Raw genomic sequence first — 25,641 nt, forward strand, 5'->3', positions numbered from 1 at the left:
GCATTGGTCCAACCGCTGTACCAATCTCCCCGGGAGTCCAACCAATGCGCCTGCAAGGCAAACACGCCCTGGTCACCGCCGCCGCGCAGGGCATCGGCCGCGCCACCGCGCTGGCCTTCGTCCGCGAAGGCGCGCGGGTCATCGCCGCCGACATCAACCAGGACGCCCTGCAGCGCCTGCGCGAGGAGGCCGGCGGGGCGCTCACCCCCCTGCACCTGGACGTGACCGACCGCGCCGCCATCGCCGCGCTGGCCGCCCGCCACGCCGGCGCCGACGACGCCGTGGACGTGCTGTTCAACTGCGCCGGCTACGTGCACAGCGGCAGCATCCTGGAGGCCAGCGAGCAGGAATGGGAGCTGGCCTGGCAGCTCAACGTCGGCTCGATGTTCCACCTGATCCGCGCCCTGCTGCCGGGCATGCTGGCGCGCGGCAGCGGCTCGATCATCAACGTCGCCTCGGTGGCGTCCAGCATCAAGGGCGTGCCCAACCGCTTCATCTACGGCACCACCAAGGCCGCGGTGATCGGCCTGAGCAAGGCGGTGGCCGCCGACCATGTCGGCCAGGGCATCCGCTGCAACGCGATCTGCCCCGGCACGGTGGGCTCGCCGTCGCTGGAGGCGCGCATCGCCGAGCAGGCGCGCCAGCAGGGCAGCAGCGTCGAGGCGGTGCAGGCCGCCTTCGTCGGCCGCCAGCCGATGGGCCGGCTCGGCCGCCCCGAGGAAATCGCCGCGCTGGCGGTGCACCTGGCCAGCGACGAATCGGCCTTCACCACCGGCGCCATCCACGTCATCGATGGCGGCTGGATCAACTGACCTCCCCCAAGGATCAAGGAACACACCATGAAACTGCTGCGCTACGGCCCGCACGGCGCGGAAAAGCCGGGACTGCTGGACGACGCGGGACAGCTGCGCGACCTGTCGGCGGTAGTGGCCGACATCGCCGGCGACACGCTCACCCCCGAAGGCCTGCAGCGCCTGCGTGCGCTGGACCCGGCGACCCTGCCGCTGGTGCCGGGCACGCCGCGCATCGGCCCCTGCGTGGGCCGGGTCGGCAAGTTCGTATGCATCGGCCTGAATTATTCCGACCACGCCGCCGAGACCGGCGCGCAGGTGCCGGCCGAGCCGGTGGTGTTCAACAAGTGGACCAGCGCCATCTGCGGCCCGCACGACGACGTGCAGATCCCGCGCGGCTCGCGCAAGACCGACTGGGAAGTGGAGTTGGGCGTGGTGATCGGCCGCGGCGGGCGCTACATCGCCGAGGCCGACGCCATGGACCATGTGGCCGGCTACTGCGTGGTCAACGACGTCTCCGAGCGCGGGTTCCAGCTCGAGGGCACCGGCACCTGGGACAAGGGCAAGGGCTGCGACAGCTTCGGCCCGCTCGGGCCGTGGCTGGTCACCGCCGACGAGGTCCCCGACCCGCAGGCGCTGGACCTGTGGCTGGAAGTGGACGGCCACCGCTACCAGGACGGCAACACCCGCACCATGGTGTTCGCCGTCCCGTTCCTGGTGAGTTACCTGAGCCGCTTCATGAGCCTGCAGCCGGGCGACGTGATCTCCACCGGCACGCCGCCGGGCGTGGGCCTGGGGCAGAAGCCGCCGGTCTACCTGCGCGCCGGCCAGGTCATGCGCCTGGGCATCACCGGGCTGGGCGAACAGCGGCAGAAGGTGGTGCAGGCATGAACGCAGCCGCCGACGGCGTGCGCATCACCGGCCTGCGGGTCGAGGACCTCCGCTTCCCCACCTCGCGCCAGCTCGACGGCTCGGACGCGATGAACCCGGACCCGGACTATTCGGCCGCCTACGTGGTGCTGGAAACCAGCCGGCCGGGGCTGGAAGGCCACGGCCTGACCTTCACCATCGGCCGCGGCAACGAGGTGTGCTGCGCGGCGATCGAGGCGCTGCGGCACCTGGTCGTCGGCCTGCAGCTGGACTGGATCGCCGCGGACATGGGCCGCTTCTGGCGCCACGTCACCTCCGACAGCCAGCTGCGCTGGATCGGCCCGGACAAGGGCGCCATGCACCTGGCCACCGGCGCGGTGGTCAATGCCGTGTGGGACCTGTGGGCCAAGGCCGAGGGCAAGCCGGTGTGGCGGCTGGTGGCGGAGATGACGCCGGAAGAACTGGTGCGCTGCGTGGACTTCCGCTATCTCACCGACGCGATCACGCCCGACGAGGCGCTGGCCCTGCTGCGCGGGCGCGAGGCCGGCAAGGCCGGGCGCATCGCCACCCTCGAGCGCGAGGGCTACCCCTGCTACACCACCTCCGCCGGCTGGCTCGGCTACCCGGACGACAAGCTGCGCCGGCTGTGCCAGGAAGCGGTGGACGCCGGCTTCGACCACGTGAAGCTCAAGGTCGGCCGCGACCTGCAGGACGACATCCGCCGCGTGCGCATCGCCCGCGAGGTGCTAGGCCCGCAGCGCCGGCTGATGATCGACGCCAACCAGATCTGGGACGTGGGCCAGGCCATCGACTGGGTGCGCGAGCTGGCGTTCGCGCAGCCGTGGTTCATCGAGGAACCCACCAGCCCCGACGACGTGGCCGGGCACCGCGCCATCCGCCAGGGCGTGGCGCCGGTGCAGGTCGCCACCGGCGAGATGTGCCAGAACCGGGTGATGTTCAAGCAGTTCATCGCCGGCGGCGCCATCGACGTGGTGCAGATCGACGCCTGCCGCGTCGGCGGCGTCAACGAGGTGCTGGCGATCCTGCTGCTGGCCGCCAAGTACGGCCTGCCGGTATGCCCGCACGCCGGCGGCGTGGGCCTGTGCGAATACGTGCAGCACCTGGCGATGATCGACTACGTGTGCATCGCCGGCACCCGCGAGGGCCGCGTGGTGGAATACGTGGACCACCTGCACGAGCACTTCCTGGACCCATGCACGATCCGCGACGCCGCCTACCTGCCGCCTGCCGCGCCGGGCTTTTCGATCACGATGAAGGCCGACAGCCGCCGGCAGTACCGCTACCCGGACGGCAGCGCCCACCGCGGCGGTACCGCGTGACCCACGCCCGCCTCCGCCCCGCGGCCATGGCCGCGCTGCTCGGCGCGGCGCTGCTGGGCGGCGGCGGTTGCCAGCGCGTCCCTCCCGCGCCGCCGGCCGCCGGCGGCGCCACGGCGGCACCGGCGACCGGCACGCCCGGACAGGCGCGGCTGGCGCGCTGGCAGGCGCTGGGCTACGGCATGTTCGTGCACTGGGGCCTGTACTCCGAACTCGGTGGGCAGTGGCAGGGCAGGCCGGTCACGCAGGGCTATTCGGAACAGATCCAGGGCTGGGCGCAGATCGCGCCGGCCGACTACGCCGCGGTCGCCACGCGTTTCGCCGCGCCGGCCTTCGACGCCGACGCGATCTGCGCGCTGGCCCGCGATGCCGGCGCGCGCTACATCGTCGTCACCAGCAAGCACCACGACGGCTTCGCCATGTTCGACACGGCGAGCACCGACTACAACATCGTCAAGCGCACGCCATTCGGCCGCGACCCGCTGAAGCTGCTGTCCAGCGCCTGCCGCAAGCTCGGCGTCGGCTTCGGCGTGTACTTCTCGCTGGTGGACTGGCACGCCGGCCACGAGACCGAGGTGCAGAACAACAGCAATCCGATCCCGGCGGCGATGGAGCCGCTGATCGAACAGCAGCTCACCGAGCTGATGACCAACTACGGGCCGATCACCGAGGTGTGGTTCGACATGGCCGCGCCCACCGCCGCGCAGAGCCGGCGCTTCGCGGCCATCGTGCGCCGGCTGCAGCCGGACGCGGCGATCAACGGCCGCATCTGGAACAACGCCGGTGACTTCGTGACCCTGGGCGACAACGAAGCGCCGCCGCCGGGCATGCAGCCGCCGTTCGAGGTGCCCGCCTCGATCTACCACGCCACCTGGGGCTACCGCCGCTGGCAGGCGCGCGACGACCTGCCCGGCAAGCTGCGCGAGCTGGCCAACGGCCTGGCGCAGGCGCGCGCGGCCGGCGGCAACTACCTGCTCAACATCGGCCCCGAAGGCAGCGGCGCCATCGTGCCGTTCGAGGCCGACGTGCTGCGCGGCCTGGGCCAGTGGCTGCAGCGCCAGGGCAACGCCGCGCTGGACGCGCGCCCCAGCGGCCTGCCGCCGCAGCCGTGGGGCAGCACCCTGGCCGATGCCGGCGGGCTGTACCTGTTCGTGCGCGACTGGCGCGGCGGCGACCTGGTGGTGCGCGGCCTGGCCAGCGACCCGCGCGCGGTGCGCGTGGCCGGCAGCGATACCGTGCCGCTGGCCTGGCGCCGGCAGGGCGACGACGTGGTGATCGAACTGCCGGCGCAGGCGCCCGACCCGGTGCTGCCGGTGCTGCGCGTGGAACTGGACGGGCCGGCGCGCATCGTGCCGCCGGGCACGGTCGCACTGTCGGCCGACGGCCATGCCAGCCTGCCGATGTCGGTGTGGCAGCCCGGCACCAGCTTCGCCTTCGGCAGCGGCTACCGCACCCAGCAGACCACCACCGTGTCGCTGCAGGCCGCGCTGCGCACCCGCGCGCCGCAGGCGGCGGCCTGGCTGCGCTTCGCTGGCGTGCAGGCGCCCCCGCAACAGCGCTACCGCATCCGCGTCGGCGGGCAGCAGCGCGAGGTCGACGGCGCGACGCTGCGCGCGCAGGCCATCGGCCCGTTCGCATTGCCCGGCGCCGAAGCCGGCGCCACCCCGATCCGCGTGGAACTGGCCGCACCGGCCTACCCTGCGCAGGACCTGGCGCTGCGCTTCGATGCGGCTACCGTCGCCCCGCGCGCGGACGCGGCGCCATGAGCCTGCGCATCGACGCCCACCAGCACTTCTGGCGCTACAGCGCGCAGGACTATCCGTGGATGGGCGCCGGCATGGACGCGCTGCGCCGCGACCGCCTGCCGGACGAGGTGCTGCCGCTGCTCGACGCCGCCGGCATGGACGCCTGCATCGCCGTGCAGGCGCGCGCCAGCGAGGCCGAGAACGTATTCCTGCTGGAACTGGCGCAGCGGTACCCGCGCATCGCCGCGGTGGTCGGCTGGGTCGACCTGTTCGCCGCCGATGCCGGCGAGCGGCTGGCGTACTGGCGCAGCCAGCCGCGTTTCGCCGGCGTGCGCCACCTGCTGCAGGACGACGCCGACGTGGCCGCGACCCTGGCCGACGCGCGTTTCGCGCGCGGCCTGCACGCGCTGCAGGAGCGGGCGCTGGTCTACGACATCCTGGTGCGCGGCCCGGCGCAGCTGGCGCCGGTGGCCGCGTTCTGCGCGCGCCACGACCGCCACTGGCTGGTGCTCGACCACCTCGGCAAGCCGGCCATCGGCGGCGACGGCGAGGACCCGTGGCGGCGCCACCTGCGCGAGGTGGCGGCGCTGCCGCACGTGCTGTGCAAGGTGTCCGGCCTGGTCACCGAAGTGGCCGGCGCGCGGCTGGATGCCGATGCGATCCATCGCCACCTCGACGCGGCGCTGGACGCCTTCGGCGCGGACCGGCTGCTGTTCGGCTCGGACTGGCCGGTGTGCCTGCTGCGCGCCGACCATGCCGCCGTCACCGCGCTGGTGCGCGACTGGGCGGCGCGGCTTTCCGGCGACGAACAGGCGCGGCTGTGGGGCGACAATGCCGCACGCTGCTACGGCGTGCTTTCCGGGGTGGACAACTGATGGACCTGCAACTGCGCGACAAAGTGGTGATCGTGACCGGTGGCGACGCCGGCATCGGCGGTGCGATCTCGCTGGCGCTGGCCGGCGAAGGCGCCATCCCGGTGGTGCTGGCGCGCGGCGCGGCGGAGGCCGGCTTCGCGCGGCGGCTGCAGGCGCTGCAGCCGCGCGCGCGTTTCTTCCCGCTGGAACTGGCCGACAGCGACGCCTGCGCGGCCGCGGTGCGCGAGGTACTGGCCGAGTTCGGCGCGCTGCACGGCCTGGTCAACAACGCCGGGGTCAACGACGGCGTCGGCCTGGACGCGGGGCGCGAAGCCTTCGTCGCCTCGCTCGAGCGCAACCTGATCCACTACTACGTGATGGCGCACCTGTGCGTGGATGCGCTGAAGGCCGCGCGCGGCGCCATCGTCAACATCTCGTCCAAGACCGCGCTCACCGGCCAGGGCAATACCAGCGGCTACTGCGCGGCCAAGGGCGCGCAGCTGTCGCTGACCCGCGAATGGGCCGCGTCGCTGGCCGGCGACGGCGTGCGCGTGAACGCGGTGGTGCCCGCCGAGGTGATGACCCCGCTGTACCGCGCCTGGATCGCCGGCTTCGACGATCCCGACGCCAGGCTCGCCGACATCACCCGCCGCATCCCGCTGGAGCGGCGCATGACCCGCGCCGACGAGATCGCCGACACCGTGCTGTTCCTGCTGTCGGCGCGCGCCTCGCACGTCACCGGGCAATGGCTGTTCGTGGACGGCGGCTACACCCACCTCGACCGCGCGCTGACCTGAGGAGCCCCGCCCATGCGCCACTGCCTCGCACTCGACCTGAAGGACGACCCGGCGCTGATCGCGCAGTACGAGGCGCACCACCGCGCGGTGTGGCCGGAGGTGCTGGCGCACCTGCGCGGGCACGGCGTGCGCGAGCTGGAAATCTTCCGCCTGGGCACGCGCATGGTGATGGTGATGGACACCGACGATGCCGTGTTCGATGCCGCGCGCATGGCCGCGGCCGAAACCGGCGACCCGCGCCTGCAGGCCTGGGAAGAACTGATGTGGACATTCCAGGCGGCCACGCCGTGGACGCCGGCCGGCGCCAAGTGGACGCCGATGCAGTGCCTGTTCCGCCTTACCGACGCCGACTGACCCCGACCCGCAGGAGCCACCGCCATGCCCGCACTGCCCGGCACCGCCGCCCCGATCCCGCAAGACGCCGGCGCACGCCGTTACCGCCTGGCCTTCGTGCTGGTCACCAGCCTGTTCTTCCTGTGGGGGTTTTCCTATGGCCTGCTGGACGTGCTCAACAAGCATTTCCAGGAAGCGCTGGACATCACCCGCGCGCGCTCGGCGCTGCTGCAGGCCGCCTATTTCGGCGCCTATTTCCTGATGGCGCTGCCGGCTGCGCGGCTGATGGAACGCCATGGCTACAAGACCGGCATCCTGCTCGGACTGGGGCTGTTCGCGGCCGGCGCGCTGCTGTTCATCCCGGCCACCGCCGCCGGCGTGTTCGAGTACTTCCTGTTCGCCCTGTTCGTGATCGCCTGCGGGCTCGCCTGCCTGGAAACCGCGGCCAATCCCTATGCGACCGTGCTCGGCCCGGCGGAGAGTTCGGAACGCCGGCTCAACCTGGCGCAGTCGTTCAACGGCCTGGGCACCTTCATCGCGCCCTTCATCGGCGGCAAGCTGTTCTTCGGCGCCTCGGCGTCGGGCATGTCCGGCAGCCACGGCGTGCAGCTGATCTACGTCGCCACCGCCATCGTGGTCATCGCCATCGCGGTGCTGGTGTGGCGCACGCGCATGCCGGAAGCGGGTGGCGACGTGGCGGGTAACGGAGCCATCGCCGCGACGCCGGCCGCGCACGTGCCGCTGTTCGCGCAGCGGCATTTCGTGCTCGCGGTGGTGGCGCAGTTCTTCTACGTGGCCGCGCAGGTGGGCGTGGGCGCGTTCTTCATCAACTACGCGGTCGACCACGTGCCGGGGCTCTCCTCCGAGCGCGCCGCCTACCTGCTGGCCGTGGCGCTGGGCTGCTTCCTGGCCGGGCGCTTCCTGACCACCGCGCTGATGGGCGCGGTGGCGCCGGCGCGGCTGCTCACCGTGTACGCGGTGATCAGCATCGCGCTGTGCGCGGTGGTGGTGGCCGGCATGGGCCGGCTGTCGGTGGCCGCGCTGATCGCGCTGTTCTTCTTCATGTCGATGATGTTCCCCACCATCTTCGCGCTGGGGGTGAAGGGGCTGGGCGCGCAGACCAAGCGCGGCGCCAGCTTCATCATCATGGCCATCGTCGGCGGCGCCATCGTGCCGTGGTTCATGGGCCGCATCGCCGACGCGCGCGGCATCGAAACCGCGTTCTGGGTGCCGGCGCTGTGCTTCGCGGTGGTCGCCGGCTATGGGCTGTGCGCGCGGCCGCGGGCGTGAGCCCGCGCGCCGGCGGGCGGCGCGGGTGAACGCCGACTCAGGCGGTGCCGCGCGAGAAGATGCGGATCACCGAATCCAGGTGCACACGCATGGCCTTGCGCGCGGCCGCCGCGTCGCGCGCGCGGATCGCATCGACGATGGCCTGGTGCTCGTTCTCCGAGCGGTGCGGCATGTCGTGCGGCGTATACAGGTGCTGCAGGCGCTGGAACATGGCGCCGTAGCGGTGCCCGAGCAGGTGGCGGATCAGCAGCGAATAGGCCGGGTTGCCGCTGGCGTCGGCGATGCGCACGTGCAGCAGGCGGTCGCCCGGATGGGTGGTGGAACCATGCAGGTTGTCGGCGATGTTCCGCTGCAGCGCGTCCTCGATGCCGGCGACCTCCTCGTCGGAGGCGTTTTCCGCGGCCAGCGCGGCCGCTTCCGGCTCCACCAGGCGGCGCGCGCTCAGCAGCGAGAACGGCGGGATCTCGGCGTCGAAATCGGCCACCACGCCCAGCTCCGGGTCCAGCGTCCACGGGTTGAGCTGGCGCGCGCGGTCCAGCGCGCCGACGCTGGGCGCGGCCTCGCTCGGCTCCGGCCCGACCACGCTGACGCCGTCGCCGACGCGCACGCGCACCAGGCCCAGCACTTCCAGCGCGATCAGCGCCTCGCGCAGCGAGGTGCGGCTGACGCCGAACTGCTGCGACAGTTCGCGCTCGGGCGGCAGGTAGCTGCCGGGGGGATATTCGCCACGGTTGATCATGCCGCGCAGCTGGTCGGCGATCTGCTGGTAGAGGCGGCGGTTCTGGATGCTCTTGACTGGCACGCGTGGGCTCCGCATCCGTTACGACTTCATAGACGGGGACATGCGGGGAGTATAGGCCAGCGCGCGCGCCGCTCAGGGCCGCCGCAGCGTTTCCTGCACCGGCTCGCCGGCCTCCGGCTCCAGGCGGCGGAAGTCCAGGCCGAACAGCGCGGCGATGCTGGCGGCGATCTGCCCTTGGCGCAGTTCCGGCGCCTGCCGCAGTTCGCCGCGCTGCGCCTGGCCGGGGCCGGCCATCGCCAGCCACACGTCCTGCGCGCCTTCCACCTCCGGCCCATGGTCGCTCCAGTCGCGCACGCTGCGGCCGCGGCCGTGGTCGGTGGCGATCACCAGCACGGTGTTGTCGCGGTAGTCCGGCTGCGACTGCAGCCACTGCCACAGCGTCTGCAGGAAGCGGTCGGCCAGCGCCAGGCCTTCGAGCGTGTCGATGTAGCGGCCGGCGTGCGCCCATTCGTCGGTGTCGCCCAGGCCAACGTAGAGCAGGCGCGGACGCTCGCGTTCCAGGTAGCGCAGCGCGAACGCGGCGGTGAAGGCGTCGAAGCGCTCGTGGCGCCAGGTGCGCGCCTGCGCCTGGATCGCGTCGAGCTGCTGGATGCCCGGGTCGCTGTCGACGAACGGCATGAAGCCGGCGTTGACGGTGATGCTGCCGGGGGTGTGTTCGGGAATGCCGGCGAAGCGGTCCCACGAGCCGAACGCGGCCACCTTGGCACGTGGCAGGCGCAGCTGTTCGCGCACGAACTCCAGCACCGTCGGGTGCGGGCTCTGGATGGCGGCGTTGCTGGTGACGCTGTCGTCGCGCGGCACGCCGGTCAGCAGTTCGGCATAGCCGGGATAGGAGAAGCGCATGCGGTTGCCCAGCTGCACGCGGCTGCCCAGCGCGGCGTTGCCGGCGATCCAGCCGTGCTCGCGCATCAGCGTGCCCCAGAAGAACGGCATCAACCGCTCGCGGCGCTGCGCGGCGCTGTCGCCACGGTAACGGTCGAACTGGCCCGCGTCCTCGCCCTCGTCGCCGGCGGCGCGCGCGATGTCCACGTCCATGCCGCCGAAGATTTCCTGCACGCGCACGCCGTCCAGCGTCACCACCACCACGTTCGGTTCGCGCGGTGCCGCGGCCGCGCAGGCGCCGGCCAGGCCCAGCAGCAGCACGGCCAGGCCGCGCAGGATCGTCGTCGTTTCCATCATCCGTTCCACAGGTCCCCGCCCATCGTCCGCCCGATCATGTCGGCGCGCGCGGGAAATCGCCACCTTTCCATGTCCCTTCTCCCCTGGAGACCCGCATGCCCCTGACCGCCTCCCGCTCGCTGCTGCTCGCCTTCGCCCTGGGCTGGCCGGCGCTGTCGCCGGCCGCCGCGCCCGCCACGCCTTCGGTGGTGCCCCTGCCCACACGGTTCGACGTGCAGCCCGGCCGCTACCGCCCCGGCGCCACGCTGCGCATCGCCACGCACGGCGACCCGGCGCGCCTGGACGCGTTGCGCGCGCTGGCCGGCGACATCCTGCAGGCGGCCTGGCAGCGCCCGCTGGCGCCGGCCGGCAGCCGCGCGCCGGCCGACCTCACCCTGGCGCTGGACGCGGACGCCGGCGCCAACCCCGAGGCCTACACCCTGCGCGTGGACGAACGCGGCATCCAGCTGCGCGCGGCCGGCGACGCCGGCCTGTTCCATGGCCTGCAGACCCTGCGCCAGCTGCTGGACGACGGCGGCGACGGCATCGCCCATGTCGTCATCGACGACGCGCCGCGCTTCGCCTGGCGCGGCCTGCACCTGGACGTGGCGCGGCACCTGTTTCCGATGGACTACATCAAGCGCCAGCTCGAGCTGATGGCGCGCTACAAGTTCAACGTGCTGCACTGGCACCTCACCGACGACCAGGGCTGGCGGCTGGAGATCAAGCGCTACCCGAAGCTCACCGAGGTCGGCGCGTGGCGCGCGCAGACCGCGCTGTACCGGCGCGACGGCCGCATCGAGTACGACGGTACGCGCTACGGTGGCTTCTACACCCAGGCCCAGGCGCGCGAGATCGTGGAGTACGCGCGCCGGCTGCACATCACCGTGGTGCCGGAGATCGAGATGCCCGGCCATACCGTGGCCGTGCAGGCCGCCTATCCGGAACTGGCGTGCACGCCGGGGCCGTTCCAGGTGCGGGTGGACTGGGGCGTGGACGACAACGTGGTGTGCCCGGGCGAACCCACCTTCGCCTTCATCGAGAACGTGCTCGACGAGGTGATGGCGATCTTTCCTTCCGAGTACATCCACCTCGGCGGCGACGAGGCGCCGGTGGTGCGCTGGCAGCAGAGCCCGCTGGCGCAGGAGATCATCCGCCGCGAGGGGCTGAAGGACGAGCACGCGCTGCAGGGCTGGTTCATGCGCCGGGTGGAGCGCTACCTGCAGCAGCACGGCCGGCGCATGCTGGCCTGGGACGAGATGCTCGCCGGCGACCCGGCCAAGAGCACCACCATCATGGCCTGGCGCAGCATCGGCGAAGGCATCGAGGCGGCGCGGCGCGGCCATGACGTGGTGATGACGCCGGTGTCCTATTCCTATTTCGACTACTGCCAGTCGCGCGCGGCCGACGAACCGTACTGCCCGCAGTACCTGCCGCTGCGGCAGGTCTACGCCTTCGAACCGGTGCCGGCGCAGCTCACCCCGGCGCAGGCCGCGCACGTGCGTGGCGGCCAGGCCAACCTGTGGACCGAGCACATCCGCACGCCGCAGGCCGCCGAGTACATGCTGTGGCCGCGCGCGCTGGCGATGAGCGAGGTGCTGTGGTCGGCGCGCGAACGCCGCGACTGGGACGGCTTCGCCGCGCGGCTGGGGCCGCAGCTGGCCGCGCTGGGCCGCATGAACGTCAACTACCGAGTGCCCGAAGTGCTGGGGCTGGACGGCGACGTGCTGACGCTGGCGCCCACGGCCACGCTGGCGCTGCGCTCGCCGCTGGACGATGCCGCCATCGTCGTCACCACCGACGGCAGCGAGCCCACCGCGGACTCGCCGCGCTACGGCGGCCCGCTGGTGCTGGACCTGGGCACGGCGCCGGTGCAGGTGGCGGCGCGGCTGCTCACCGCCGACGGGCGGCTGGGGCCGACGATGCGCGCCGGCTACGCGCGCACCACGCTGCAGCCCGCGCCGGCGGCAGCGGCCGGCGCGCGCCGGCCCGGCCTGCAGCGCGACTACTTCGAGGCGCCGGTGCAGAAGACCGACGACCTGCCCGGCATGCGCCCGACGCGCTCGGACACCGCCGACGTCATCGACCTGCCGGACTTCGCCCGGCAGGAGCGTTTCGGCCTGCGCTACCGCGGCGTCATGCGCGTGCCCGCCGATGGCGTCTACCGGTTCTCGCTGGCCTCGGACGACGGCGCGCGCCTGCTGCTCGACGGCACCCTGCTGGTCGACCGCGACGGCCCGCAGTCGCCGGGCACCACCCACGGCAGCCGCGCGCTGGCGCGCGGCGCGCACGCCTTCGAGCTGCGCTACTTCCAGGGCGGCGGCGACCGCGTGCTCGAGCTGCAGGTCAGCGTCGACGGCGGCGCGCCGATGCCGGTGCCGGCGACGTGGTGGGCGCACTGAACGAGGTGGCCGCCGCGGCGCCACACTGCTCCCTGGATCCGGCGCCCGTCGTGCGGGCGCCGGATCCCGGAACCCGCTGCCGGTCTGCGCTCAGGTCCGCACGAAGATTTCCACGCGGCGGTTGAGCTGGCGGCCACCTGGGTTGTCCCTGCCGTCGACCTCGTTGGGCGCCACCGGCTGCGACTCGCCGTAACCGCGCGCGCTGGCGTCCTGCGCCACGCCGCGCTCGCGCAGCGCCGCCACCACCGCCTGCGCGCGGCGTTCGGACAGATCCTGGTTGTAGGCGTCGCTGCCCTTGGCGTCGGTATGGCCACGGATCTCCATGGCGCGCGAGGGCACCTTCTGCAGCGCGGTGGCCAGCGCGTCCAGCACCTTGCCGGCGTCGGCGCGCACCTGCGCCTTGTCGAAGTCGAACAGCACCTTGTCGTTGAGGGTAACGACGAAGCCGCACGGCGCGCCGGAGGGTTTGAATTTGTCCAGCAGCGGGAAGCGCCCGGCCGGCGGCAGCGGCGGCAGCGGCGCCATGCGCACCTCGCGCGCGACCGCGCCCACGGTGCCGGTGCCATCGCCGCGGTTCTCGACGATGCCATCGGGCCCGCCGATCCAGCGCCCCGAGCCGTCGGCGCGCACCTCGATGCTGCCTTCCCCGCCGATCCAGCGGCCCGAGCCGTCGCCGTGGTTTTCGATGTTGCCGAAGTCGCCCACCCAAGTACCGCCGCCCTTGCCGTCCAGTTCGATATGGCCGAACTCGCCGACATAGGTACCCGAGCCGTCGGCCTTCACTTCGAACGTGCCGGCGTTGTTGATGATGCTGCCGCTGCCGTCGGGATTGACCCGCACCACGTCGGCGTCGGTCACCGCCAGGCCGCTGCCGTCGGCGGCCACTTCGAACACGCCCTCGCTGCCGATGCGGCGCAGGTTGCCGGCGCCGTCGACGTTGGTGAAGCCGCTCTCGTTGACCAGCGCGCCGTCGGTGGCGCAGTTGGCCGGGCGCACGCTGATGCCGGCCACCGGGTCGATCAGCGCCTGCATCGAGGCTTCCAGCTGCCGCTGCGCCGGGCCGCTGCCGACGATGCTGGGCACCATGATCGGCGGGATCGCCGGGAACTCGAAGCCGGCGTCGGTCGACGCGCTGTCGTCCTGCTCCGCCGCGGTCGCGCCGGCGGCCGGCGCCGCCGTGTCCTGTTGCGTGGATGCCGGCGGCGATGGCGGGCTGCACGCCGACGCCAGCAGGGTCAGGCAGGCCAGCGACAGGGTCTTCTTGCGCATGCGGCAACTCCTCGGGAAGGAGCCGCACTGTCGGCGACAGCGCGTTCAGGCACCGTGACCGGGCCGGCTCAGGCTTCGTCCAGTGCCGCGAAACACGCGGCCAGGTGGTCGATGAACAGGCGCACCGAGGGCAGCAGGCCGCGCCGCGACGGGAACACCACGTGCACGATCTCCTTCGGCGGCGCCCAGTCCGGCACCACCTGCAGCAGCCGCCCGTCCTGCAGCGCGTCGCGCACCACCATCGTCGGCAGCTGGGCCACGCCCACCCCGGCCAGCGCCGCCTCGCGCAGCGCGGCCATGCCGCGCGTGACCAGCCGCGGCGCATGCGCCACGTCGGCCACCGCGCCGGCCGGGCCGAGCAGGTGCCAGGCGTGTTCGCCCTGCGGCACGCCCAGCGCCAGGCTCGGCAGCAGGTGCAGGTCGGCCGGGCCGTGCACCGGGCCGTGGCGCTGCAGCAGCGCCGGCGCCGCCACCAGGCACTGGGTGCGCTCGGCCAGCACCTTCAGTACCAGGTCGCTGTCCTCCAGCGGCGGCGGCCGCACGCGGATGGCCAGGTCGAACCCCTCGGCGATCACGTCCACGCGGCGGTTGGTGGCCTCCAGGTGCACCTGCACGTCCGGGCAGCCGGCCATGAAGCTGGCCACCATCGCCGCGACGCGGAAGTCCAGCAGCATGGTCGGGCAGCTCAGGCGCACGGTGCCGCGTGGCGAGGAGCGGGTCATTTCGATGGATTCGGCGGCCGCCTCGGCCTCCACCAGCATGGCCCGGCAGTGGGCGTGGAAGGTCTGGCCCACCTCGGTCACCGAGAAGCGGCGCGTGGAGCGCTGGATCAGGCGCACGCCCAGCCGTTCCTCGAGCAGGGCGATGCGCCGGCTCAGCTTGGACTTGGGCTGGCCCAGCGCGCGCCCGGCCGGGGCGAAGCCGCCGTACTCGACCACCTTGGCGAAGTAGTACAGGTCGTTCAGGTCCTGCATCGGGGGGATTCCATCGTTCACCAGACAGGACTATGAGACCACTTTTCGCCAACTACCGGCGATATCGTCCCGGATCCATGCTCTCTCCACCGCAGCGCAGCCCGCGCCGCCCACGGAGCACAGACATGAAGAAGATCAGTGGCCTCTACAGCGCCCCCCGCCCGCACTGGGTCGGCGACGGCTTCCCGGTGCGCTCGCTGTTCTCCTACGACACCCACGGCCGCCAGCTCAGCCCGTTCCTGCTGCTGGACCATGCCGGCCCGGCCGAGTTCGAGCCGACCGACACCCCGCGCGGCGTCGGCCAGCACCCGCACCGCGGTTTCGAGACCGTCACCCTCGTCTACGACGGCGAAGTCGCGCACCGCGACTCCACCGGCGCCGGCGGCGAGATCGGCCCGGGCGACGTGCAGTGGATGACCGCCGCCTCCGGCATCCTGCATGAGGAGTTCCACTCCGAAGCCTTCACCCGCCGCGGCGGCCGGCTGGAAATGGTGCAGCTGTGGGTCAACCTTCCGGCCCGCGACAAGATGGCCGCACCCGGCTACCAGAACATCGCCAGCGCCGACATCCCGGTGGTGCCGCTGGCCGATGAAGCCGGCACGGTGCGCGTGATCGCCGGCGAATTCGGCGGCCGGCGCGGCCCGGCCCGCACCCACACGCCGATGGACGTGTGGGACCTGCGCCTGGGCCGCGACCGCCACGCCACGCTGGATTTCGCCGAAGGCCACACCGTGGCGATGGTGGTGCTGCGCGGCACCGTGCTGTTCAACGGCAACCAGGTGGCGCGCGAGGGCCAGATGGTGCTGTTCGACCGCCGCGCCGGCCAGGTCGGGCTGGAAGCCAACGCCGACGCCACCGTGCTGGTGCTGGCCGGCGAGCCCATCGACGAGCCCATCGCCGGCTACGGCCCGTTCGTGATGAACACCCAGGAAGAACTCGCCCAGGCGATGGACGACTTCCGCAGCGGCCGCTTCGGCCGGATCGCCACCTGACCCCTGTCGCCGCACCGCCCGGTGCGGCGGCTCCCCCGCGACCGCCCGTCGGCGGCCGCCTTCCTTCGCAGTCCCTTCGGAGAAACCGCCATGAACGCCTTCCCGCACGCCGCCAACTTCAACGGCGCCAAGCCGGTCATCGACCCGGACAACGTCGCCATGCTGCTGATCGACCACCAGAGCGGCCTGTTCCAGACCGTGCACGACATGCCGTTCACCACCCTGCGCCGCCTGGCCGCGACCCTGGCCCGGCTCGCCACGCTGGCGAAGATTCCGGTCATCACCACCGCCTCGGTGCCGCAGGGCCCGAACGGCCCGCTGATCCCCGAGATCCACCAGAACGCGCCGCACGCCCGCTACGTGGCGCGCAGGGGCGAGATCAACGCCTGGGACAACCCGGACTTCGTGCAGGCGGTGAAGGACACCGGCAAGAAGCAGCTGATCATCGCCGGCACCATCACCAGCGTGTGCATGGCGTTCCCGTCGATCGCCGCGGTGGCCGACGGCTACCAGGTGTTCGCGGTGATCGATGCTTCCGGCACCTATTCCAAGCAGGCGCAGGAAATCACCCTGGCGCGGATGATGCAGGCCGGCGTTGTGGTGATCGACGTGGCGGCCGTGGCCTCGGAACTGCAGAAGACCTGGAACCGCGAAGACGCCGCCGAGTGGGCGCAGGCCTACACCCAGATCTTCCCGAACTACCAGCTGCTGATCGAGAGCCACACGAAGGCGCAGGAAGTGGTGCGCAACGACGAACCGCTGGACTCGCAGCGCGGCTGAAGAAGCGCGCCGGGTTCCGGTCCGCCGCCCATGGCCGCCACCCGCCATGGCGGCCGGTCGCACGGTGGACGACAGGAGGGAGCGGCCTGGCCGCTCCCTCTTTTCATGCGTCCGCAATCAAGCCCGGTTGGCTGTTCCGCATCGACCGCCGACGCGACCATCATCAGCCTGGCGATGGTGCCGGCATCGAATGGACAGGTCCCTTCAATCCCGAACCAGCCACGCCGCGCGCGCGGCCGGGCCATGGAAGCTCCACGCCAGGAAGCGGCTGCGCTTGTGGCCCTGCGCCATCGGCACCTCGCGCACCTCGGCGACGCCGGCCTTGGCGAGTTGTCTGCGAAGCTCGGGCAGGTGTTCGCTCTTGGCCACCAGCGAACTGAACCACAGAACCTGCGCCTGCACGGCCACGCTCTCGCGGATCATGCGGCGCAGGAACGAGGCCTCGCCGCCGGTGCACCACAGTTCATTGGCCTGCCCGCCGAAATTCAGCAGCGGCGGCCTGCCGTGCGGCGCGGCGGTGTCGCCGCCGAGGTTGCGCAGCTTGCGCTGGCTGCCCTGCGCGGCCTCCCTGGCCGAGGCATGGAACGGCGGGTTGCACAGGGTCAGGTGGAAACGGTCCTGCGGCTGCACCACGCCGGCGAACACGCTGCCGCGCGCGTGCTGCTGGCGCAGTTCGATCGCCTGTTCCAGCCCGTTGGCGCGGACATTGGCGCCGGCGCACTGCAGGGCAGCCGGTTCGATATCGCTGCCGACGAAGCGCCAGCCGTACTCGGCATTCCCCAGCAGCGGGTAGATGCAGTTGGCGCCGACGCCGATATCCAGCGCGCGCACGTCCGGCCCGCGCGGAACCGCGCCGTTGCCGTCGGCCGCCAGCAGGTCGGCCAGGCCGTGCAGGTAGTCCACCCGGCCCGGCACCGGCGGGCACAGGTAGCCATCGGGGATATCCCAGCGGGTGATGCCGTAGTCGCTGGCCAGCAGCGCGCGGTTGAGTTCACGCACCGCCGCCGGGTCGCTGAAGTCGATGCTCTGCCCGCCATCCGGGGCGCGACGCAGGTGCGCGCGCAGCGCCGGATTGGCCGCCGCCAGCCGGGCCATGTCGTAGCGGCCCTGGTGGCGGTTGCGCGGATGCAGGCCCACGGTCGCCGGCGCGGCGCGCCGCTTTGCCGGGTGCGGAGGCGTCGGCATGGCGGGTGCGGGCGGTCAGTGGCCGGCGGCCGGCGCGGCGTCCTGCTCCTGGAAGCGCCGCAGCAGTCCGCCCTGGCCGTCCGCGCGCCGGGCCAGCGCGGCGGCGATGGCCGCGTGCGCGTCGCCCAGCACCTCGGCCTCGTTGCGGCTGGCGTCGATCACCTGTTTGCCGGGCAGGTCCAGCTGCTGGAAGATCGCCCGGCAGCGCTCCAGGTTCTGCGCCGTCTCGAAATGGTTGGGCACGTCGCCACGGGCGCGGATGCGCGCCAGCCCGGTGGCCGGCGGCAGGTCCAGCAGCAGCAGCAGGTGCGGGCGTGGGGCGAAGTCGTTGAACTGCAGCAGTTCGTCCACCGGCAGCCCGGCCGCGCCCTGGTAGGCCACCATCGACGGGAAATAGCGGTCGAGGATGACCACCGCGCCGCGCGCCAGCGCCGGCGCCACCAGCTCCTCGACGTGCTGGCGGCGGTCGCGCAGCAGCAGGTCCACTTCTTCCTGCGGACTCAACCGGCCGGTCGCCGCCGAGGCCCGCAGCTGCGTGCCCCACGGCCCGTTGGTCGGCTCCTTGCTCAGCACCACCTCGGCGCCGGCCCGCTCCAGCGCATCGGCCAGCCCCCGCGCCAGCGTGGACTTGCCGGCACCGTCGATGCCCTCGATGGCGATCAACAGGCCGCCGGGAATGTGCTCTTTCGTCATCGCGGTACTTTAGCCGAAGCGGTCGGGCACACCCACCCCGTCCGGCGCCGGTGCCCCTGCGGCCGGTGACTACCGGCCCATGGCCACCGAGGCGACAACCGGCACACTGGGCACGATCGCCAACGGGAGCCTGCCATGCTGTCAGCCGCAATGCGCTGGTGCGTACTGGGAATGCTGTGCGTCGCCGGCAGCGCCGGCGCGGCACCGCCGGATGTGGCCACGCTGCAGGCCATCGAAGCCACGGCCTACGACTACATGGATGGACAGCTGGAGGGCGACGTGGCACGGGTCACACGGGCGCTGCACCCGGACCTGGCCAAGCGCAACGTTGCCGCCAACCCGAACGAGATCCTCGGGCTGGGGCGCATGACTTCGGACGAACTGATCCGCTTCACCCGCGAAGGCGCACTGAAGACCCCGCGCGACCAATGGCAACGCACGGTGACGGTACTGCAGGTGGACGAGGACATCGCCACGGTGCGGCTGGAAAGCCCGTGGTTCATCGATCACCTGCAGATGGGCCGATTCGACGGCCGCTGGGTGATCGTCAACGCGCTCTGGCACCGCAAGGCCAATCCGCGCGGCTGAGCCCATCGTCGCCGCGCAGCGAAGCGGTATCTGCTGGCTGCACGGTACCGCCACCGCGGCCTGGCGCGCCGCGCATAAATCGATGCTGAACAATGCCGGCAAACACGGCTATCGTATGCCGCTTCCGTGAGCCGCTGCCGTCAGTCACATGAACCCGAACGACGTTTCGCCTGCTGCCCCGCATCCGGCCGTTGTCGAACAGGCCGCGCCCACGCATGGCGCGTGCGAGAACTGCCACGCCGGCCTGCACGGCCACTATTGCCATGCCTGCGGACAGTCCTCGCACAACCCGCTCAAGCATTTCGGCCATGCGGTGGAGGAGGTGTTCGAGTCGTTCTGGCACCTGGACGGGCGCATCTTCCGCACCCTGCGCGACCTGCTGGTGCCGGGCCGGGTGGCGCTCAACTACCTCAACGGCCGGCGCGTGGGCTACGTGCAGCCGCTGCGGCTGTTCGTGATCCTCACCCTGTTCACCTTCTTCGTCGGCAAGCTGACCCTGCATGCCGACGACCTGGACACCAGCGGCGGCCGCAACAACGTCTTCGCGACCGCGCAGACCGCGGCCGACGTGGAGACCCTGCGCACGGCGCGGCTGGCGGAGCTGGAACGCGACCTGGGCGGCGCGCCGCAGAACGCGACCGGCTTCGCCATCGCCACGGCCGCATTGAACGCCGCCGCCGCGCAGCGCCTGGCCGAACTCGACGAACCGGCCGCGCCCGCGGGGAAGGACAACACCGCTTCCGCCATGGAGCGCGCCACCCAGGCCGCCGTGCGCGCCGGCAGCCGGCACAACGGCGGCCTGTTCAACTACACCGTCGGCGGCAAGCCCTGGGACCCGGAAACCAACCCGGTGGTGCTGGCCGGCTGGCCGCGGTTCGTCAACGACTGGCTCAACCACCGCCTGGACAACACCCGCGCCAACGTGGAGCGCATGGGCGGCAAGACCGACCTGTACGTGCAGGCCTTCCTCACCGCCCTGCCCGGCGCGCTGTTCTTCCTGATGCCGGTTTTCGCCCTGGTACTGCGCGTGGCCTACCTGGGCCGCCGCATCGGCTACCTGGAGCACCTGGTGGTGGCGCTGTACAGCCACGCCTGGCTGATGCTGGTGCTGCTGGCCACCTTCCTGACGATTGGCATCACCGGCGCCATCGGCCACCCCGTCGCGAACGCCCTCGGCGACTGCGTCTACGCGGCGCTGTGGCTGTCGGTGCCGGTCTACCTGCTGTGGATGCAGCAGCGCGTGTACGGCGGCCGCTGGTGGGCGACGCTGCCGCGCTACGTGTTCATCGGCACCCTCTATTTCTGGCTGGTGATCTTCGGGGTGATGTACGCGGCGCTGGCCGGGGTGTCGTCGTGAGCGGCCGGACGCGCCTTCAGATCCAGCCCTGGTCCACCAGTTCGCGCTTGACGTAGGCGTAGAACACCGGCGCGGCGACCAGGCCGGACAGGCCGAACGCCGCTTCCATCACCAGCATCGCCAGCAGCAGTTCCCAGGCGTGGGCGCGGATCTCGCCGCCGACGATGCGCGCGTTGAGGAAGTACTCCAGCTTGTGGATCACCACCAGGAACAGCAGCGCGGCCACGGCGACGTAGAACGACACCGACAGCGCGACGATGGTGATCACGGTGTTGGAAATGACGTTGCCCACCACCGGCAGCAGGCCGGCGACGAAGGTGATCAGCACCAGGGTCTTGGCCAGCGGCAGGGGCGTGCCCAGCAGCGGCAGCACGCCGAGCAGGAAGATCGCCGTGAACAGGGTATTGAGCAGGGAGATCTTGACCTGCGCGAACACCACCTGGCGGAACGCGGTGGCCAGGCGGCTGGTGCGGCCCACCAGTTCCCGCGCCAGCGGCCCCATCTGCGGCAGCGGCAGTTCGTCGTACAGCGCGATCATCGCGCCCAGCACCATGCCGATCAGCACGCGCACGCTGATCTGCACCGCCGAGGTGCCGGCCACGCCCAACTGGCGGCGATGCTCGGCCACCCATTCGTTCACCCCGGCGCGCAGCGCCTGCATGTCCTCGGGGATATAGGGCTGCAGCAGCGCCGGCACCTGGTGGCGGGAGGTGTTGAGGATTTCCATCAGCCGCGCCAGCAGCGCGTCCGGGCCGCCGGTCTCGTTGCGGAAGAAGGAAGCCACCGCGACGATCGCCAGGCTCAGCAGGCCGACCACCGCCACCGACAGCACCACCACCGCGATCGCCCGCGCCCGGCCCGGGGGCAGCCTGCCTTCGACGGTCGAGGCCAGCACGTGGCTGAGGTGGAACACCAGCAGGCCGGACAGCAGGGTCACCACCAGTCCCAGCCGCAGCACCACCCACATGCCCAGCAGCATCAGTACCCAGGCGGCGATGCGCGACGGCGGCGTCGCCGGCTTCAGCGGAAGGAGGTCGGTCACTGCGGCGGGCCCGTCGGAGATGCGCCATGGTAGGCGATCGCGATGGCGCCGCACCTGTCCTCAGTTTCCCGGCGGCGCCGCGCAGCCTTCCTGCTGCGCGCAGAACCGCAGCGCGCGGCGCCGCTGTTCCTCGCTCAGTTCCGGTGGCGGGCGGGCGATGGCGGACTGGATCTGGTCGCGGCCGCCGCTCAGCTTGTGCAGGCCCTTGGCCGCGGCCTGCAGCCCGTAGTTGATGCCCATCATCAGGTAGCCGCCGCTGAGGCTGACCTGCTCGGGCGTGGGCGGCTCGCTCCACGAGCGGCTGAAGCGGTTGGATTCGACCTTCACCGGATTGCGGAAGCGGTACAGGTCCAGCGGCTGGTCGTCCTCGGGCTTGAGCGCGCGCACTTCCTCCAGGGTCCTGACCCCTTCGGCCGGTGGCGGCGCGGCGTCCGCCGTGTCCGCGGCGGGCACCGGCTGTTCGACGGGCGGCGACGCCTTCTGCGCCTGCGCCGCGCCTGCCAGGGCCATGCCCGCCATCCACGCTCCGAACCACCCACGCCTTGCCACCGTTCATGTCCCTGCCGGCATCCGAAGGCGGCAGCATACGGATGCCGCCTTCAGATTCCGTTCGCCGGCGTGGCGGGCGTTCAGCCCGCGCGCGTCTCACAGGCTGAGACGATGGTGTGCTTCCATGCCGATCCTTTGATCGGCAGTACCGGCATGGCGTTTTCCCTCGCTCCCCGCACCGAAGCCAGCGAACGGGCGCTGGCGACCACCGACGGCCTGCCCTCGCGCGACGGCGCGCTGCTCGGCCAGCGGCTGGCCAGGCGCTACGGCGACCGCGTCACCGGCAGTTTCACGATCCCGGGCCGCGAGGGCAGCTACGCCCCGATCCCCGACGACGTGCCCGACACGCTGAAGGCCGCGCTCAAGGCGCGCGGCATCGAGCAGTTGTACTCGCACCAGGCCGAGGCCTGGAACGCCACCCAGCGCGGCCAGCACGTGGCCATCGTCACGCCCACCGCCTCGGGCAAGTCGCTGTGCTACACGCTGCCGGTGGTGAGCGCGGCCATGCAGGGCAACGCCAAGGCGCTGTACCTGTTCCCGACCAAGGCGCTGGCGCAGGACCAGGTGGCCGAGCTGCTGGAGCTCAACCGCGCCGGCGAACTGGGGGTGAAGGCCTTCACCTTCGACGGCGACACGCCGGGCGACGCGCGCCAGGCGATCCGCCTGCATGGCGACATCGTGGTCAGCAACCCGGACATGCTGCACCAGGCGATCCTGCCGCACCACACCAAGTGGGCGCAGTTCTTCGAGAACCTGCGCTACGTGGTGATCGACGAGATCCACACCTACCGCGGCGTGTTCGGCAGCCACGTCACCAACGTGATCCGCCGGCTCAAGCGCATCTGCGCGTTCTACGGCGTGCGCCCGCAGTTCATCCTGTGCTCGGCCACCATCGGCAACCCGCATGCGCATGCCGAAGCGCTGGTGGAGGAACAGGTGCATGCGATCACCGAGTCCGGCGCGCCCACCGGGCCCAGGCACGTGCTGCTGTGGAACCCGCCGGTGATCAACCCGGACCTGGGCCTGCGCGCCTCGGCGCGCTCGCAGGCCAACCGCATCGCCCGCATCGCGATCAAGAGCGGGCTGAAGACGCTGGTGTTCGCGCAGACGCGGCTGATGGTGGAGGTGCTGACCAAGTACCTGAAGGACATCTTCGACAACGACCCGCGCAAGCCGGCGCGGATCCGCGCCTACCGCGGCGGCTACCTGCCCACCGAGCGCCGCGAGGTGGAACGCGCCATGCGCGCCGGCGACATCGACGGCATCGTCAGCACCTCGGCGCTGGAGCTGGGCGTGGACATCGGCGCGCTCGACGTGGTGGTGCTCAACGGCTACCCCGGCAGTGTCGCGGCGACGTGGCAGCGCTTCGGCCGCGCCGGCCGCCGCCAGCAGGCCGCGCTCGGGGTGATGGTCGCCAGCAGCCAGCCGCTGGACCAGTACGTGGTGCGGCACCCGGATTTCTTCGCCAACGCCACGCCCGAGCACGCGCGCATCGCGCCGGACCAGCCGCTGGTCCTGTTCGACCACATCCGCTGCGCGGCCTTCGAGCTGCCGTTCATGAGCGGCGAGCCGTTCGGCCCGATCGATCCGCTGGTGTTCCTGCAGGCGCTGGCCGAAACCGACGTGGTACACCAGGAAGGCGAACGCTGGGAGTGGATCGCCGACAGCTACCCGGCCAACGCGGTGAGCCTGCGCGCGGTGGCCGACGGCAACTTCGTGGTGGTGGACCGCAGCGACGGCAAGCAGCAGATCATCGCCGAGGTGGATTACTCCGCCGCCGCGCTGACCCTGTACGAAGGCGCCATCCACATGGTGCAGAGCACGCCCTACCAGGTGGAGCGGCTGGACTGGGACGGGCGCAAGGCCTACGTCACCCGCACGCACGTGGACTACTACACCGACAGCATCGACTTCACCAAGTTGAAGGTACTGGACCGCTTCGACGGCAACGGCGCCGGGCGCGGCGATTCGCACCACGGCGAGGTGCACGTGGTGCGGCGCGTGGCCGGCTACAAGAAGATCCGCTACTACACGCACGAGAACATCGGCTACGGCCCGGTCAACCTGCCCGACCAGGAACTGCACACCACCGCGGTGTGGTGGCAGCTGCCGCAGGCCACCCTGCTGCGCAGCTTCGCGCAGAAGCAGGATGCGCTGGACGGTTTCCTCGGCGCGGCATATGCGCTGCACATCGTCGCCACCGTGGCGGTGATGGCCGACGCGCGCGACCTGCAGAAGGCGGTGGGCAACGGCGATGGCGCCTGGTTCGCGGTGGCCGACCAGAGCGGCCGCGGCCAGCTGCGCGGAAACGAGGCCGGCGAGGGCGCGGTGGAGCTGATGCAGAGCTTCGTGCCCACCGTGTACCTGTACGACAACTTCCCCGGCGGCGTGGGCCTGAGCGAGCCGCTGTGGCAGCGCCAGGGCGAACTGGTGCAGCGCGCGCTCGAACTGGTGGAGCGCTGCGACTGCAGCGCCGGCTGCCCGGCCTGCGTCGGCCCGGTGCTGGCCGCGCAGGAACAAGGCCCGGGCGAAACGCCGCGCTCGCTGGCGCTGCGGGTGCTGTCGCTGCTGTCCGACGAGCGTTGCGACCAGGTACCGGCGGTCATGGCCGACGAAGCGGACGTAGCCCTCGACCTGCTGCCATGAGCCTCAGCCTGGACAAGCTCAAGGCGCTGCGCAGGCAGGCCGGGCATGCGGAGGCCGCTGTCGTAGGAGCGGCTTCAGCCGCGAAACCGACACCGTCTGAAGCCGAGGCAATGCCCGCTCCGGTGGCCTCCGGCGCTTCGCCGGCTTCGGCAGGTTCATCGGTTTCGCGGCTGAAGCCGCTCCTACGACAAGCACCAGCGCACGAAGCACCAGCGCACGGCGAAGCGCTGCCGGCATCGCCCGCTCGCGAGGACTCGGTCTTTGGCTGGGTCGAGCAGATCCGGCACAGGGCCGTCACGCCGGCGCCCGCACCGGCCTCCCGTTCCCCGGGCCGGCCGCAGGACGTGCACGCCTTGCGCCGCCTGCTCGCCACCCGCAACCGCGCAATCGCACCGGTAGCGCGCGACGACCGCAGCGGGCCGGTCGACCGCGAACTGCCCGGCACCGAGATCGCACCCGGCCTGCACCTGGTCGAAGCCTTCCTGCCGCAGCCGATTCCCGCGCAGCCGCTGTCGCTGGCATTCAGCCGGCGCCCGGACGATGCCGTGCAGCCGCGGGACCTGCTGTTCTTCGACACCGAGACCACCGGCCTGGCCGGCGGCACCGGCACCCGTGCCTTCATGATCGGCGCCGCCGACTGGCACCGCGATGCGACGCGCGGCGAAGGGCTGCGCGTGCGCCAGCTGCTGATGGCCACGATGGGCGCGGAGAGCGCGATGCTGGAGGCCTTCGCCGCCTGGCTGGCGCCGACCACGGTGCTGTCCAGCTACAACGGCCGCTGCTACGACGCGCCGCTGCTGAAGACGCGCTACCGGCTGGCACGGCGCGGCGACCCGTTGTCCGCGCTGGACCACGTCGACCTGCTGTTCCCCACGCGCCGCCGCTACCGTGGCACCTGGGAGAACTGCCGGCTGGCGACCATCGAGCGCCAGCTGCTGCGCATCCAGCGCGAGGACGACCTGCCCGGCTCGGAAGCGCCGGGCGCCTGGCTGGACTACCTGCGCGGCGGCAGCGCGCGCAACCTGCGCCGCGTCGGCGAACACAACCACCAGGACGTGGTGACGCTGGCGCAGCTGTTCCTGCGCCTGGTGCAGGCCGAAGCCGAGGAACGGGCATCCGTCCAGGCTCCTTAGACGCGGGGCCTGCCCCGCTGGGCATTACCGGGAAAGCCCCGGCGCCTGCGGATG

General features: G+C 71.8%; 23 protein-coding genes. 15 read left to right on the forward strand and 8 right to left on the reverse strand.

The annotated features are described in order from the left end of the window. Positions 1-44: 44 nt before the first annotated feature. Genes AC06FP_RS16520 through fucP form a run of 8 tightly spaced genes read left to right on the forward strand, consistent with a single transcriptional unit; the run spans position 45 to position 8,017 of the window. Positions 45-812, forward strand: coding sequence for an SDR family oxidoreductase (locus tag AC06FP_RS16520; protein ID WP_478076295.1), 768 nt, complete (start codon positions 45-47; stop codon positions 810-812). A 27-nt stretch (positions 813-839) separates the two neighbouring features. Beyond that, a complete protein-coding gene (locus tag AC06FP_RS16525; protein ID WP_478076296.1) occupies positions 840-1,682 on the forward strand; it encodes an ureidoglycolate lyase in 843 nt (280 codons plus the stop codon). After that, the gene (locus AC06FP_RS16530; protein WP_478076297.1) at positions 1,679-3,001 is read left to right on the forward strand and encodes an L-fuconate dehydratase; all 1,323 of its coding nucleotides are present in this window, start codon (positions 1,679-1,681) and stop codon (positions 2,999-3,001) included. Before AC06FP_RS16525 ends, AC06FP_RS16530 begins: the two co-directional genes overlap by 4 nt. Beyond that, entirely contained in the window at positions 2,998-4,764 is a 1,767-nt protein-coding gene (locus tag AC06FP_RS16535; protein ID WP_478076298.1) for an alpha-L-fucosidase, read from the forward strand. Before AC06FP_RS16530 ends, AC06FP_RS16535 begins: the two co-directional genes overlap by 4 nt. Next, positions 4,761-5,618 (forward strand): L-fucono-1,5-lactonase, encoded by an 858-nt coding sequence (locus tag AC06FP_RS16540; protein ID WP_478076299.1) that lies wholly within the window; start codon positions 4,761-4,763, stop codon positions 5,616-5,618. The genes AC06FP_RS16535 and AC06FP_RS16540 overlap by 4 nt, the downstream gene beginning before the upstream one ends. Beyond that, on the forward strand, positions 5,618-6,394 hold the full coding sequence (locus AC06FP_RS16545) for an SDR family oxidoreductase (protein ID WP_478076300.1): 777 nt from the start codon (positions 5,618-5,620) through the stop codon (positions 6,392-6,394). Before AC06FP_RS16540 ends, AC06FP_RS16545 begins: the two co-directional genes overlap by 1 nt. A gap of 12 nt (positions 6,395-6,406) precedes the next feature. Continuing rightward, positions 6,407-6,748 (forward strand): L-rhamnose mutarotase, encoded by a 342-nt coding sequence (locus AC06FP_RS16550; RefSeq protein WP_478076301.1) that lies wholly within the window; start codon positions 6,407-6,409, stop codon positions 6,746-6,748. Positions 6,749-6,772: 24 nt separating this feature from the next. Then, a complete protein-coding gene (fucP, locus tag AC06FP_RS16555) occupies positions 6,773-8,017 on the forward strand; it encodes an L-fucose:H+ symporter permease (RefSeq protein ID WP_478076302.1) in 1,245 nt (414 codons plus the stop codon). A 37-nt stretch (positions 8,018-8,054) separates the two neighbouring features. Here the strand turns inward: fucP and AC06FP_RS16560 are convergent, their stop codons facing one another. Together AC06FP_RS16560 and AC06FP_RS16565 are read right to left on the reverse strand one after the other, a co-directional pair. Further along, a complete protein-coding gene (locus AC06FP_RS16560; protein ID WP_456117677.1) occupies positions 8,055-8,819 on the reverse strand; it encodes a FadR/GntR family transcriptional regulator in 765 nt (254 codons plus the stop codon). Between the two features lie 72 nt (positions 8,820-8,891). After that, the gene (locus tag AC06FP_RS16565) at positions 8,892-9,995 is read right to left on the reverse strand and encodes an alkaline phosphatase family protein (RefSeq protein WP_478076303.1); all 1,104 of its coding nucleotides are present in this window, start codon (positions 9,993-9,995) and stop codon (positions 8,892-8,894) included. A gap of 98 nt (positions 9,996-10,093) precedes the next feature. Here AC06FP_RS16565 and AC06FP_RS16570 point away from each other — a divergent pair, with 98 nt between their 5' ends. After that, positions 10,094-12,379, forward strand: coding sequence for a family 20 glycosylhydrolase (locus AC06FP_RS16570; RefSeq protein WP_478076304.1), 2,286 nt, complete (start codon positions 10,094-10,096; stop codon positions 12,377-12,379). Between the two features lie 90 nt (positions 12,380-12,469). Here AC06FP_RS16570 and AC06FP_RS16575 read toward each other — a convergent pair whose 3' ends face one another. Further along, entirely contained in the window at positions 12,470-13,648 is a 1,179-nt protein-coding gene (locus AC06FP_RS16575; RefSeq protein WP_478076305.1) for an OmpA family protein, read from the reverse strand. Between the two features lie 68 nt (positions 13,649-13,716). Next, a complete protein-coding gene (locus AC06FP_RS16580) occupies positions 13,717-14,622 on the reverse strand; it encodes a LysR family transcriptional regulator (protein WP_478076306.1) in 906 nt (301 codons plus the stop codon). 125 nt (positions 14,623-14,747) lie between these two features. Between AC06FP_RS16580 and AC06FP_RS16585 the strand changes: the two genes are divergently transcribed. Continuing rightward, the gene (locus AC06FP_RS16585; protein ID WP_478076307.1) at positions 14,748-15,614 is read left to right on the forward strand and encodes a pirin family protein; all 867 of its coding nucleotides are present in this window, start codon (positions 14,748-14,750) and stop codon (positions 15,612-15,614) included. Between the two features lie 90 nt (positions 15,615-15,704). Then, positions 15,705-16,394, forward strand: a complete 690-nt coding sequence (locus AC06FP_RS16590) for an isochorismatase family protein (protein WP_478076308.1) — start codon at positions 15,705-15,707, stop codon at positions 16,392-16,394. A 204-nt stretch (positions 16,395-16,598) separates the two neighbouring features. On the opposite strand, the gene rlmF is transcribed toward AC06FP_RS16590, so the two are convergent. Continuing rightward, on the reverse strand, positions 16,599-17,579 hold the full coding sequence (gene rlmF / locus AC06FP_RS16595) for a 23S rRNA (adenine(1618)-N(6))-methyltransferase RlmF (protein ID WP_478076309.1): 981 nt from the start codon (positions 17,577-17,579) through the stop codon (positions 16,599-16,601). A 15-nt stretch (positions 17,580-17,594) separates the two neighbouring features. Further along, positions 17,595-18,272 (reverse strand): dTMP kinase, encoded by a 678-nt coding sequence (gene tmk, locus AC06FP_RS16600; RefSeq protein WP_478076310.1) that lies wholly within the window; start codon positions 18,270-18,272, stop codon positions 17,595-17,597. Positions 18,273-18,407: 135 nt separating this feature from the next. Between tmk and AC06FP_RS16605 the strand changes: the two genes are divergently transcribed. Beyond that, the gene (locus AC06FP_RS16605) at positions 18,408-18,860 is read left to right on the forward strand and encodes a nuclear transport factor 2 family protein (protein WP_478076311.1); all 453 of its coding nucleotides are present in this window, start codon (positions 18,408-18,410) and stop codon (positions 18,858-18,860) included. A 148-nt stretch (positions 18,861-19,008) separates the two neighbouring features. Beyond that, positions 19,009-20,217: a DUF3667 domain-containing protein gene (locus AC06FP_RS16610; protein WP_478076312.1), complete on the forward strand. Its 1,209-nt coding sequence runs from the start codon at positions 19,009-19,011 to the stop codon at positions 20,215-20,217. A gap of 16 nt (positions 20,218-20,233) precedes the next feature. Here AC06FP_RS16610 and AC06FP_RS16615 read toward each other — a convergent pair whose 3' ends face one another. Together AC06FP_RS16615 and AC06FP_RS16620 are read right to left on the reverse strand one after the other, a co-directional pair. Then, positions 20,234-21,259 carry an AI-2E family transporter gene (locus tag AC06FP_RS16615; protein ID WP_478076313.1) on the reverse strand — a complete coding sequence of 342 codons (1,026 nt, stop codon included), beginning with the start codon at positions 21,257-21,259 and terminating at the stop codon, positions 20,234-20,236. Positions 21,260-21,319: 60 nt separating this feature from the next. Further along, positions 21,320-21,769, reverse strand: coding sequence for a hypothetical protein (locus tag AC06FP_RS16620; protein WP_478076314.1), 450 nt, complete (start codon positions 21,767-21,769; stop codon positions 21,320-21,322). 192 nt (positions 21,770-21,961) lie between these two features. On the opposite strand from AC06FP_RS16620, the gene AC06FP_RS16625 reads away from it, so the two are divergent. Both AC06FP_RS16625 and AC06FP_RS16630 read left to right on the forward strand, forming a co-directional pair. Beyond that, positions 21,962-24,454, forward strand: a complete 2,493-nt coding sequence (locus tag AC06FP_RS16625; RefSeq protein ID WP_478076315.1) for a DEAD/DEAH box helicase — start codon at positions 21,962-21,964, stop codon at positions 24,452-24,454. Beyond that, complete coding sequence (locus AC06FP_RS16630) at positions 24,451-25,587, forward strand: ribonuclease H-like domain-containing protein (RefSeq protein ID WP_478076316.1); 1,137 nt, start codon at positions 24,451-24,453, stop codon at positions 25,585-25,587. The genes AC06FP_RS16625 and AC06FP_RS16630 overlap by 4 nt, the downstream gene beginning before the upstream one ends. The last annotated feature ends 54 nt before the right edge of the window (positions 25,588-25,641 follow it).

The organism is Stenotrophomonas sp. Steno-Z2, assembly GCF_056393235.1.